At 41.7% G+C, this 13,155-nt stretch carries 10 protein-coding genes; 6 read left to right on the forward strand and 4 right to left on the reverse strand.

Features of this window, described 5'->3' with window-relative positions:
• The first annotated feature begins 350 nt into the window (after positions 1–350).
• The 5 genes from FHS24_RS11510 to FHS24_RS11530 all read left to right on the forward strand — a co-directional run bounded on the left by FHS24_RS11510 (position 351) and on the right by FHS24_RS11530 (position 5,223).
• Positions 351–1,409 (forward strand): TRAP transporter substrate-binding protein, encoded by a 1,059-nt coding sequence (locus FHS24_RS11510; RefSeq protein ID WP_183621264.1) that lies wholly within the window; start codon positions 351–353, stop codon positions 1,407–1,409.
• 17 nt (positions 1,410–1,426) lie between these two features.
• A complete protein-coding gene (locus tag FHS24_RS11515; protein WP_183621265.1) occupies positions 1,427–1,954 on the forward strand; it encodes a TRAP transporter small permease in 528 nt (175 codons plus the stop codon).
• Positions 1,951–3,240, forward strand: a complete 1,290-nt coding sequence (locus tag FHS24_RS11520; RefSeq protein ID WP_133104870.1) for a TRAP transporter large permease — start codon at positions 1,951–1,953, stop codon at positions 3,238–3,240. The genes FHS24_RS11515 and FHS24_RS11520 overlap by 4 nt, the downstream gene beginning before the upstream one ends.
• Before the next feature lie 288 nt (positions 3,241–3,528).
• Positions 3,529–4,581, forward strand: a complete 1,053-nt coding sequence (locus FHS24_RS11525) for a 5'-nucleotidase (RefSeq protein ID WP_183621266.1) — start codon at positions 3,529–3,531, stop codon at positions 4,579–4,581.
• 36 nt (positions 4,582–4,617) lie between these two features.
• Entirely contained in the window at positions 4,618–5,223 is a 606-nt protein-coding gene (locus FHS24_RS11530) for a rhomboid family intramembrane serine protease (protein ID WP_183621267.1), read from the forward strand.
• Between the two features lie 90 nt (positions 5,224–5,313).
• Here FHS24_RS11530 and FHS24_RS11535 read toward each other — a convergent pair whose 3' ends face one another.
• From FHS24_RS11535 to FHS24_RS11545, 3 genes are all read right to left on the reverse strand, one after another.
• Positions 5,314–5,859: a hypothetical protein gene (locus FHS24_RS11535; RefSeq protein WP_183621268.1), complete on the reverse strand. Its 546-nt coding sequence runs from the start codon at positions 5,857–5,859 to the stop codon at positions 5,314–5,316.
• 235 nt (positions 5,860–6,094) lie between these two features.
• Entirely contained in the window at positions 6,095–7,963 is a 1,869-nt protein-coding gene (locus tag FHS24_RS11540) for a sodium:solute symporter family protein (RefSeq protein ID WP_183621269.1), read from the reverse strand.
• A 4-nt stretch (positions 7,964–7,967) separates the two neighbouring features.
• Positions 7,968–8,228 (reverse strand): DUF4212 domain-containing protein, encoded by a 261-nt coding sequence (locus FHS24_RS11545; protein WP_183621270.1) that lies wholly within the window; start codon positions 8,226–8,228, stop codon positions 7,968–7,970.
• A gap of 1,106 nt (positions 8,229–9,334) precedes the next feature.
• Between FHS24_RS11545 and FHS24_RS11550 the strand changes: the two genes are divergently transcribed.
• Positions 9,335–10,831: an alanine/glycine:cation symporter family protein gene (locus FHS24_RS11550; RefSeq protein ID WP_183621271.1), complete on the forward strand. Its 1,497-nt coding sequence runs from the start codon at positions 9,335–9,337 to the stop codon at positions 10,829–10,831.
• Between the two features lie 110 nt (positions 10,832–10,941).
• On the opposite strand, the gene FHS24_RS11555 is transcribed toward FHS24_RS11550, so the two are convergent.
• Positions 10,942–12,579 (reverse strand): electron transfer flavoprotein-ubiquinone oxidoreductase, encoded by a 1,638-nt coding sequence (locus FHS24_RS11555; protein WP_183621328.1) that lies wholly within the window; start codon positions 12,577–12,579, stop codon positions 10,942–10,944.
• Positions 12,580–13,155 lie beyond the last annotated feature (576 nt).

Genomic DNA, 13,155 nt, shown 5'->3' on the forward strand with positions numbered 1-13,155 from the left:
TGTGGCTCCGGCCATGTGAGAGTAGGTCATCGTCAGCTCTCTATTCTAAAAGTAAAACCCCCTTCGCGAAAGCGAAGGGGGTTTTCTTTTGGCTGAAGGCTGGGGATTTTAAATAACAGGCGTTAATAAGGTATTTTATTGCTATAAAAAACACTATCTCTTATATTAAATATATTATTTTTTGTTCACCTAAAATGATTTGACTTATATCATTATAGCTGCTAATTTTAAGAGGTGTTTCAACTTTAGTTAATTAAAAGCATATATGGAGTCTATACGGAATTTGACCCTATAATCAACTTTTCAGTAAAAACTCACACCCTATCCATGGTTATCAAAAGGAATTGATAATGAAGTTAGCTCCTCTCTTTTCAATAGGTGCCTTAGCAGCTATTAGCCTTCTTGGTTGTTCTAATCAAACTTCTGATAGTACTGATGCTTCCGCAGCCACTTCTCAAGAAACAACAACATTACGTTTTTCCCATTTTTGGCCAGCAACGTCATCTATTAGCACAGAGGTCTTTGAACCTTGGGCTAAGCAAATAGAAGCGGATTCTAACGGCCGCTTAAAAGTAGAGTTATATCCTTCAGCGGGTCTTGCTAAAGCAGACGTTACTTATGAATCTGCGGCTAAAGGTACGATAGATATTGGTTCACAAGCACATGGCTATACTAGTGGGCGCTTTCCTTTAACTCAGATTACGGAACTTCCAGGCTTATCAAACTCAGCCACTCAGATGGGTTGTATGCTTCAAACTCTATATGAGGATGGTACTTTAGCTAGTGAATATGAAGATACGCATATGTTATTTATGTATGGTGCTGGACCGGGTGCATTACATACAACAAACAAATTAATTCGCACGCCTGAAGATATGAAGGGTATGCGTATTCGTCGTCCTTCTGCGGTTGCTGGTGACATTATTGAAAGTGCTGGGGCCTCACCAGTAGGATTGCCTGCCAATGATATGTATACCTCTTTACAACGCGGCGTTGTTGATGGTTTGAGTTTTCCTTGGGAAGCTGTTACTGCCTTTAAAATCGACGAAATCACTAAATACCATACCAATATTCCTTTTTATAGTTCAGCGCTTATGGTGACTATGAATAAAGAAAAATATGAGAGTTTACCGGATGATTTGAAAAAGGTACTGGATAAGAACTCAGGTATGGCGCTTGCCAATAAGATTGGTGAAGTATTTGATAAACATGATGATATGGCCATAGAAGCAGCTAGGAAAAAAGGTGATGAAATCGTTGAAATCCCTGATCCATTGAATGATCCTAACTGGAAAGGACCGCTTGAGAAAGGTACCAATAAATATCTTGCTGATGTTAAAGCCCTAGGTCTAGATGCAGATGGCGTTTATGCTAAGGCAAAAGCCGTTAGTGCAGCCTGTAAGGTCTAACCTAAAGGAGTTGTCGCATGGCGTTTTTAGTTAAACTGAGCATCCTTATCTCCAGATTATGTCAGTTCATTGGTGGTATCAGTCTGATTATTATTGTACTGACCACCATGCTGGATGTGATTGCCCGCTATGTATTCAAGCTAACTGGTGGTGAGTTTGGATTTACAGTCAAAGGCAGCGTCGAGATCGTCTCTTACTTTATGCTCTTTGCTTTACTCGGCGCTTTTGCCGCTTTTGTCGAGCGCTCACAAATCATCGTCGATGTATTCACCCAAAAGATGTCAAAAGCCCTTAAAGGTTACATGATGGGCACCTTTATGATGGGCTTCTTTATCATCGGTATTGTATTTGCTTGGGGTCTATATGAGAGTGCTTTTGATGCGATAGAGTATGGAAAAGTCACGCAAGACCTTCGAATATCTATGATGCCAATTTATGCTATCAGTGCCTTCTTAAGTGTCTTACTTGCCATTCGGTCATTGATCGAATCCATCAATATTTTTAAAACAGGCGAGTTCTTTGACGCTGAGGAGACAGGCGCATGAGTCCAGAAATTATTGGTGCCATTGGTTTGTTATGTATGATTGCGATGGTCATGCTGCGTGTCCCTGTTGCACTTGCTATGTTAGGCGTTGGTCTGGTTGGCTTTGGTGCTGTGACTGCACCGATTGGTGCTGTACAGATGCTCAAGGACTTGCCAGTTGATGTCTTAGCGAAATATGATTTTAGTGCTATTCCATTGTTCATACTTATGGGTGTCTTTGCTTCTCATTCTGGTATGGCAGGAAAGCTGTTTGACGCGACGCGAACTATCTTTGGTGGCGTAAGGGGCAGTTTAGGTATTGCTGGTATTGGTTCGTCCGGTATTTTTGCTTCCATCTCAGGGTCATCATTGGCGACTGCGTCTACCATGACTAAAGTAGCACTGCCACAAATGGAAAAGTATGGTTATCAACCAGGCTTTGCCTGCGGTATTTTAGCCGCTGGTGGTACTTTGGGCATCATGATTCCGCCTAGTATCGCGCTACTGGTCTATGCCATCTTAACCCAGCAGTCAGTCGGTGATATGTTTATCGCTGGTTTCTTGCCAGGCATGCTTGGCATGGTGATGTATTCGATTACTGTCATGATTATGGTGCGCTGGAAGCCACATTTAGCGCAACGCGGGGAGCCTACTTCTTGGAAACAAAAGCTAATCTCTTTGACAGGTCTTATTCCATTTAGCTTTATCTTCATCGTAATTATCGCGGGTATTTTCTTTGGGCTATTTACTCCAACAGAAGGCGCTGCAGTTGGAGCGTTTGTATCGTGGGCTTATGCTTTTGCCAAAGGCATGCGCATGACGGGGCTTAAGCAATCATTGATTGAGACCCTAGCTCTCTCTGCGGTGGTCTTCTTTATGCTACTTGGTGCGGAAGCATTGGGCTACTTTATCTCAGTATCGCGCTTGTCTTATAGTTTGGCAACGTGGATTGGTACATTGGCGGTCAGCCCAATGATAGTACTTATCTGCATCTTGATTATGTATTTCCTGTTAGGGCTATTTATGGATGCCCTAGCGATGTTAGTGATTACGATTCCAGTGGTCTTTCCAATTATTGTCGCGTTAGGCTATGATCCGGTTTGGTTTGGTATCATTGCAGTATTGACGGTGGAGCTTGGATTGATTACGCCGCCGATGGGTATGAATATCTTTGTGATTAAAGCGATGGCACCGCATATTAAGCTGTCCGATATGTTCAAGGGGGTGATGCCCTTTATTGTCTCTGACTTGATTCGCTTAGTGATTTTAGTAGCGTTCCCAGCAATATCTTTGGTGTTGTTAAGTTAACCACAGCATAGATAGAAAATCTAAACTAGGATTGTCTTAGTTAGAAAATAAAAATAGTAGTTTGATTTTATAGCCATATTATCATGATGATAATATGGCTTTTTTTTGTGAATTAATATTTTAAGATTGTTGTTGCAAATTATTCAAAGACTCTATTTTATTTTAAAATAATTATATGAGAGTATGCAGATAATGACGTTAACATAACGCGTCTCGTTATTAGTGGTAGCTATAGTAAAATTCATTCTATTCATTTCGATTCCTAAAAAAACATTAAGCAGAAAGACCATGGCCATTGATCTTACCAATACCTTGATAGTTGCTATATCGGCAACCGCTTTATTTGATTTGTCAGAGTCTGAGAATCATCTTATATCGCTTTTACAGCAGCGTCCCCGCGATGCCGTTAAAGAGTTCCGCAACTATATGGCTGAGCGTGAAAATGATCCGTTGACCATTGGTGCAGGTTACCCGCTGATTAAAGCGCTATTGAATTTAAATCATTATTGTCATGACTGTGATAATAAGGATAACGGTGTCGATGCGCCTTTGGTAGAAGTGGTCATTGTCTCAAAAAGCAGCCCAGATACAGGTATTCAAGTCCTTAATGCAATACGTGAACATGGGTTAAACATTTCGCGTTCAGCCTTTATATCTGGCAGCCCTATCGCACCTTATATCAAAGATTTTAATGTAGATTTGTTTTTGACGACCAATCTTGAAGATGCGCAGCAGGTTGCAGATGCTGATATCTGCGCCTGTGCGATATTAGATGCCACGCCAGTCAATACTTATGAGCTGGATACCAAGCAGTTGCGTATTGCCTTCGATGGTGATGCAGTACTATTTGATGATTCAGGCGAGCTGCTTTATAAGCAAAAAGGGTTGCAAGCTTTTCATGACCGTGAAGCCAAAATGCGTGATTTACCGATAGAAAAAGGTCCGTATGCAGAATTATTGATTAAGCTATCAAAAATGCAAGAACGTTTGCCTGCAAGCCTGCATTCTTGTCCGATGAAAATAGCCTTGGTGACGGCTCGTAATGCCCCAGCTGACTTACGAGCGATAAAAACATTGCGTGATTGGGGCGTAGATATTGATATGGCGTTTTTTTTGGGAGGGCTTGAGAAGACTTCGGTACTGAAAACATTTGCCCCTCATATTTTCTTTGACGATTCAGTTAAACATATCGATGCTGCTCGTAGCTTTGTACCAACGGCGCTAGTGCCTTATCATTCAACCTCGCTATTACACGCCAGTAGTATATTAACTGCCAATAAAGATGCGTCATCGCTATCTTTTAAACCTGTAGAAACGACGATTTTGTCTGCCAGTCATTAACACGTGTTTAATAAGATAAAAAGGATATAAGAATAGATGAAGTGGCAGCAATTGACGACGCTTGTAATCGTACGCATTAAGCAAGTATTTGGTCTATATGCTTTTGTACTGATACCAATGTGGGTGATGTTTTTTCTTAATGACACTGTGTTTTTCGGTCTATGGAATATTTTTGGTATTGTGCCGCGAGCATTGGATATTGGCAGTATGATAGGAGTGTTTGCCTCATGGACGATGCATGGTAATTTCTCACATCTAGTGGGAAACTCGCTGACATTGATACAGGTTTTATTCTTATTTGGATTATTTGAGAATAATGCCTATCGTACCGTCATTAAGCTGATTGTTGCCGCAGGACTTGTGACATGGGTGATTGGTTCACCATTATCGATACATATAGGTGCCTCTGGGCTTTGTTTTGCGATGCTCGGTTATATGATAGGTGGGGCAGTATTTGCAAGGCGCTGGGGCTATTTATTGGCTTGTATTGTGATGGGCACTGGTTATTGGCTTACTATTAAACAAGGTTTGATACCGCAGCAAGGTATCTCATTTGCGGCGCATTTTGGTGGGCTATGCGCCGGCTTACTGTTAGGCGCTAACTCTAAGCATGCTTATGCGAAAGTGAATAATCGTTATTAACCTTACTTTTCGGCAAATACATTCAAAGAGCCTGTTCAATAAGATATAGAGATATTCATAAATCAGCTTTTAGAGGTCTCAATAGCTGAGTTATTTTTTATTAATGCAAACATTGATATATAGCGGATCACTTTTTTCTAAAGGTCGCCAAGCAGTCGTTTGTTTCACATGCTCATCAATACTCAGCTTACTGCCTTTTTCTTGTAGCACATAATCTGCACGGGCAGGAGCAGCACAGTCAATCACTTGTGGTACTTGCTGCACACTTCTACGTCTTTCAAACAAATACAAATTAACCAAATAAATATCTGGGTTATCGGCGTTAGCACGAGCGTGTCCACTATCAGCTGCTATAAAGCGTAAGGTTTGAGGTTTAACGTACGACCATGGGCGAAACCACGTACCTTCTTCAACTTTTTTGACAACATGGACACCTTCAGGGAGCTGTGCAACCTGTTGACCAAACCAGCTATATTCTTGGCTTATTTGAAAGCCAAAGATACCGATGGCACCAAATAATGGAATAAGCCATCTTGGTGCTTTTTTACCGGCAAGTTTACTCAGGTGAGTTATAACCAATGCTATCCCAGCCAAACCAAACCCAGCTGCTATAGTTGCGATAAACTCAAAAAGCATAGGACTTTTCCTTAACGCCATTAGCGCATTTCATATCAATTATTAAAAACAAACCTACCATTACAAGTATTTTAAGCGCATTTATTATGTCACTTATGAATATGTTTCTCATCATTTTTACTTTTAAGAGTGATAGATAAAAAAATCACTCACAAGCAGCTGCTGCCTGTGAGTGATATATTATCGTAAAAAAACATCTATCATTTGCACTTCATTTGCTAGCTTATATCGACGATTAATGATCGATTGCAGCACCGGCGCCGCGTGGCGAACGTACACTTTCAACCAACTCTTGGATATGTGCTGGTGGTGGCGCAGTCGCATAAGAAACGGCAAAGGCGACGATAAAGTTCAATAGGGCACCAACCGCACCAAATGATAATGGTGAGATACCAAATAACCAATACTCTTCCGTATCAGGGAAGTTTGCCGTACCGGTAATGAAGAACCAACCTTTGAAGACAAAGATATAAACCAAGATACTAATTAAACCCGTGAGCATACCAGCAATGGCGCCCAAGTTATTAATACGCTTCGAGAAAATACCCATCATCAATGCAGGGAACAGTGATGCACCTGCAATACCAAAGGCTAATGCAACGACCTGTGCCGCAAATCCTGGTGGATTAATACCGAGCCATGTCGCAACCACAATCGCGATAGCCATCGTGATACGTGCTACTTTTAGCTCGCCTGCATCACTAATGTTTGGATTAAGGTTACGCTTGATCAAGTCATGACTGATCGCTGATGAGATTGCGAGTAGTAGACCAGCTGCTGTAGATAGCGCTGCTGCCAAACCACCTGCGGCGATAAGACCAATAACCCACCCTGGTAGCTGTGCGATTTCTGGATTTGCCAATACCAGGATATCAGCGTTTACGTCAAGCTCGTTACCTGCCCAACCTCTATCAACAAACACACCGTCACGCTCTAAAGCATGCTCCGCTTTTGCTTCTTCAACAGCAGCCGTTGTAGCAGCGACATCACCGCCTTCAGTTGTTGCGGCAGCTAATGCTAGCTCTGCTGCACCAAGTCCACTATCGGCATATAACTGGATGCGTCCATCGTTATTTAGATCATTGTACTTAATAAGGCCTGTATCTTCCCATGTCTTCATCCAGTCTGGACGTTGATCATATTCGATAGCAGGGGCATCAACACCTTGTGGATAAATGGTGTCGATTAGATTTAAACGTGCCATCGCACCTACTGCTGGAGCAGTAAAGTATAGTAGCGAGATAAATACCAATGTCCAACCAGCTGTCCAACGTGCGTCAGCAACTTTAGGAACGGTAAAGAAGCGAATGATAACGTGAGGTAGACCCGCGGTACCAATCATCAGTGATAACGTAAATAACACCATGTTTAGCTTGTTCGGTACGTCAGCAGTATAAGCGGTAAAGCCTAAGTCGACGACGATTTGGTCAAGCTTGGTTAGGATAGGAATGCCTGCTTCAATATGGTTTGAGAACAAACCAAGACCTGGAATCGGGTTGCCCGTCAGCTCAAGTGAGATAAATACAGCAGGAATCGTATAGGCAATCATTAGAACCACATACTGCGCAACCTGCGTGTAGGTAATCCCTTTCATACCACCAAGTACGGCGTAGAAGAATACAACAACTGCCGCAATAATCAAACCGGTTGTATTATCAACTTCTAAGAAGCGTGAGAATGCCACACCAGCACCGGTCATCTGGCCGATAACGTAAGTGGTTGATGCGATAATCAAACAAACAACGGCAATCATAGCCGCGGTTTTAGAATAAAAGCGGTCACCGATAAAATCAGGAACCGTGAATTTACCAAATTTACGTAGGTAAGGTGCTAGGAGCATGGCCAGTAGTACATAACCACCTGTCCAGCCCATCAAATATGTTGAAGCAGCATAACCACCAGTGGCAATAATACCTGCCATTGAGATAAATGACGCTGCACTCATCCAGTCAGCAGCCGTTGCCATACCATTCATTACTGGATGCACGCCGCCGCCAGCAACATAAAACTCACTAGTAGAACCTGCACGTGCCCACCATGCAATACCGAAGTATAGAGCGAAGGATAGACCTACAAAAATAATATTAATCGTAAATTGACTCATAGGGCTATTCCTCGTCTACACCATATTGTTTATCTAGTTTATTCATGCGCCATGCATAAAAGAAGATTAAGGCGATAAATACGATAAGAGCCCCTTGTTGTGCAAACCAAAAGCTTAGATCGGTACCGCCTACCTTAATACCTGACAGTAATGGACGTAGCAAGATACCAAAACCATAAGAGACTAAGGCCCAAATGACGAGGCTAACTTTAATGAGACGGAGATTGGCACGCCAATAACCTGATGAATCGTTGTGGTTCTCCATAGGACAACTCCTTTTGTCTAACATAAAAACAAGGTCACTGATTTGAGTCTGACAAGTCATTTTGCTTTAGTGTTTGTGCTACTACAAAAAGCAGTGTGACACTCAGTCCATCTTACAACCATAAAAACGGTAGACGAACGGCTAAAGCAGAATGATCAATCAGGATAAGTAACCCAAAATTATCAACATATGAGCAAATTTTTTTCAATGATAGTGATACATACACTGATGTTAAGTTGCTCGGTACTGCAGCATAAAATTTGCAGGATAAAGTCAATATTAACCGTTTAAAAATTTATTCTTTCGTTATCTATTAACAGAGATGAAGAAGTTTTTATTGAATTAAGCGGATATAAATAGGAAGGTCGGTATTGGCTGACAATCCTCTGTCTTATCATTCATATCATCTTCCCGATAATATGGCTTCAATGCTTCAAAATTATTCATTCCAGTAAGTATTGCAAGCATTTTTTATAAACTTATTAGGAATATATACAATATTGACTTAATTAACAATAAATAAATTTTATTTACTTTATGTAACTAAATATTTGTTCCATAGAAACTATAGTATAACTTATGTTAGTAAAAGTTAATAAATCTCCAGTCTTTAATGGAATAGCCTACTAACACCTTATTAACGTTAAGGATTTGTTCTTATGGCTATATTAATGGCTATAAGTTAAAAATAGCATTTATTTTAAAAATAAGAATCAAGAACTCATAAGTAAACGTTATATTGCCAAGTTTTTTTATAATAAATAAGCGTTAGATAAAGATAGTCATACTTTCATCACTATTAACCAGTCTTAAAAGTTTTTCATTATTGTTTATTTATAACAATAGATTTTTTTATTTAAAGCATTCTACTCGTCAAAAGTTTAGAGATATTAAAAGTTCTAAATAAAGGATTGAAATAGTTAAATAATCACCAGTCAGTTAAAATACGCCAACATGATATGGGTGATTTTATTGCCACTTTATCGCTTAGCTTTCTAGTACTGTTAGAGAGGTCTGGAGAGAACAAAGCGTCATAAGAGGGTAGGCAGTCACATTGATTAATAACATATGTTAAAAATATAGAAAGTCAGTCAGGGAAATATAGTATGAACGAAAGCATAGCAGGTTGGTTTAATAGCGCCGTTAATTACGGTGTTAGTATTATTTGGGGTAATAATGATTGGTTAATCGCCAGCAATCCATGGTATGGCTTGCTGATGTTTGTTTTGATTGGCGCCGGTCTTTATTTTACCGTTGCTACGCGTTTTATTCAATTTCGCCACTTCGGTCATATGTGGCAATTATTACGAGTGTCAAATCAAGGCCGTAAAGATGGGGGTATCAGCTCGTTTGAGGCATTGATGACCTCACTGGCGGCGCGCGTCGGTACGGGTAATCTGGCAGGGGTAGCCATTGCTATCTATCTTGGTGGACCAGGTGCCGTATTTTGGATGTGGATGACGGCGATAGTGGGGATGTCGACCAGTTTTATTGAGTCAACCTTAGCACAAGCTTATAAAGTGCCGCATAATGACAATGTCTACCGCGGTGGACCAGCTTATTATATTGAAAAAGGTTTGGGTAAACGCTGGCTTGCGATATTCTTCTCGCTTTGTTTGTTGGTTGCTTTTGGTTTGGCATTCAATGGCGTGCAGTCAAATACGATTGCACAAGCGACCAATGAAGCCTTTGGTATACCAACGTGGATGACAGGTTTGATATTGGTGGTGCTGGTTGCGCCAGTGGTATTTGGTGGTTTGCGTTCGGTTGCGCGTATTGCGGGTAAAATCGTGCCTGTTATGGCGATTCTTTATATCTTATTGGCGCTTTATATTATTATCACCAATTTTAGTGAGTTCCCAGCAGCGATTGCTTTGATTGTAAAATCAGCCTTTGGTTTTGAGCAAGCGGCGGGCGGTGTGATTGGTTATGGTATTGCGCAGGCAATGATTAATGGTATCAAGCGCGGTCTATTTTCTAACGAAGCAGGTATGGGCTCAGCGCCTAATGCAGCTGCGACAGCAAAAAGTCATCCTGATCATCCAGCCGTGCAAGGTTTTATGCAAATGCTGGGTGTATTTATGGATACACTAGTTATCTGTACAGCAACCGCTGCCATTATTATTCTCTCTGGCGTCGTTGACCCGAATGTCGAGCAAGAAGGTATCCAGTTAACTCAGTTAGCATTGTCGCAGTATGTGGGTGATATGGGCGTGATTTTCGTCGCGATTGCTATTTTCTTCTTCTCATTTACCTCTATCATCGCCAACTACAGTTATGGTGAGTCCAATCTTGAGTTTATCTCTGGCGAGAAAAATGCCAAGGTAATGATCATGATTTTCCGCTTTATGGTATTGGGCATGGTATTCGTCGGCGCAATTGCTAGCTTACCTGCTATTTGGAACTTCGCTGACTTATCAATGGGTCTGATGGCATTGGTCAATTTAGTGGCTATTTTAATCTTATCACCAGTTGCACTCAGAATATTGCGCGATTATGAAAAACAAATCAAAGAAGGTAAAACGGGCGATCAAATCAAGTTTGATCCTGATGATTTTGTGAAATTAAAAGATGAAGCCAATCGTGATGCGTGGACTGACTAGCCTTTATCAGTAAATTAAGAAATTGAGCCATTAAACATACAAGCATTAAAAAACCGCCCTTATCATTAAGAGCGGTTTTTTTATTGAGCTATATTTATCTCAGACATGGTTTACATGTTTGGATAGTTAGGACCACCGCCGCCTTCTGGTGTGACCCACGTGATGTTCTGTGACGGGTCTTTGATGTCGCAGGTTTTACAATGGACGCAATTTTGCGCATTAATCACAAACTTAGCACCTTCCGCATCTTTTACCACTTCATAAACGCCAGCTGGGCAATACAGACGCGCAGGCTCAGCATATAGTGGTAAGTTGACTGAAATAGGCACCGTTGGATCAGTCAATTTCAAATGCGTTGGCTGATCTTCAGCGTGGTTGGTGTTCGAGATAAATACTGACGATAATTTATCAAATATCAATTTGCCATCTGGCTTAGGATAGGTTGGCTGGTAGGCATGAGCCGCACGTTCTAGCTGATCGTAGTCAGGAAGATTGTCATGTAGAGTAAATGGCATTTTACCTTTCAACAAGTTGTGCTCAATAAAGGTAAACGCGCCGCCCATAAACAGACCCATGCGATGTATCGCAGGCGAGAAGTTACGCGACTCGTAGTTGTCTTGATATAACCAAGATTCTTTATACATGGTGCTATAAGCGACCACGTCATCATGCTCACGACCAGCTTGTAATGCTTCGAAAATTGCTTCAGCAGCTAGCATGCCTGACTTCATAGAAGTATGCGTACCTTTAATCTTGGCAGGGTTTAAGAATCCAGCATCATCACCGACCAACACGCCACCTGGGAAGGTGAATTTTGGTAATGAGTTTAAGCCGCCTTTGGTCAACGCACGTGCGCCGTAAGAAATGCGCTTACCGCCTTCTAATACGTTTTTGATGACAGGGTGGGTTTTTAAACGCTGCATCTCATCGAATGGCGACATATATGGGTTATGGTAAGACAAATCAGCGACAAGACCAAAGCTTACTTGGTTGTTTTCATCGAAATATAACCACCAACCACCAGTAGAACCTGTCTCGGTCAATGGCCAGCCAAGACCGTGCATGACCACGCCTTGCTCGTGTTTCTCAGGTGCAACTTCCCACAGCTCTTTTAAACCAATACCGTAATGCTGGGGGTCAGAGTCTTTATCAAGACCGAAACGACTGATTAAGCGTTTGCCCAAATGACCGCGGCTACCTTCAGCGAAAATAGTGTACTTTGCAAGTAGCTCATAACCAGGCTCAAAGCTAGCCTTGGCTTCGCCACTAGCAGCCACACCCATATCGCCAGTCAAGATACCACGTACTGAACCGTCATCATTATATAGAATATCAGCAGCAGGGAAACCTGGGAACATCATGACCTCAAGCTCTTCGGCCTGTACAGCCAACCAACGAACGACATTGCCTAATGAAACAATATAGTTGCCATTATTGTGCATTGGGGCTGGAATAAGAGAATCGGGAACCTTGGTTGAACGAGTGGCTGAGTTCAAGTAGTAGAAGCGATCTTCAGTTGCTGGCACATTTAATGGTGCGCCTTTTTCTTTCCAGTCTGGTATCAGCTCGTTTAAAGCACGTGGCTCGATGACAGCGCCAGATAAGGTATGCGCCCCGAACTCAGAGCCTTTTTCGACCACGCAAACCATAAACTCATCGTTACCAGCTGCTATAGCGAGCTGACGCAAACGAATGGCGGCAGACAAACCTGCTGGTCCACCACCGACGATAATGGCGTCAAATTCCATCGACTCACGTTCGATTTCAGGCTCTGCGGCGACTGGTTCTACGACAGGCTCAGGTGTTTCTTCTAACACAGGAGCGTCTACCACAGAAGCAGCAGCTTCTGTCGCTTCAACTTCAGCGGCTTCTTCAGTCGTGGCGACTTCTTTAGCTTCTACAGTTGCCGTTTCTGCTACTGGTGTATCAGTATTTACGGTATCGCTACTTACGATGTCACTATCAACGACTGGCGTTTGATTGTCTTGCTCTTGCATACCTACTCCTAAACTTGTAGTGGCTTATCTCAGGGCATCATTAGCTTAACAATTGAATAATAAGGCTTGCGGCGCTAACGTTACTCAGACATATGGCTGCCCGATAAAAACAGTCTTTGCGGCATCAATTGACGACGTTAAGATTAAAAATATCTGATATAAAAATATCAACCTACAACGTAAAATGTGTCATTAATACAACACCCACTGAATCATTTTAAATAAAAAATCGTTACTCATTATAAAAGAAAAGTCCTACAAACACGATACGCATTTCTGAATATCAATGTTAAGGTAAGATTGAATAAGTAGGGGGATAATGACGAG

It is taken from the genome of Psychrobacter luti (assembly GCF_014192115.1).
GTDB classification, from domain to species: domain Bacteria; phylum Pseudomonadota; class Gammaproteobacteria; order Pseudomonadales; family Moraxellaceae; genus Psychrobacter; species Psychrobacter luti.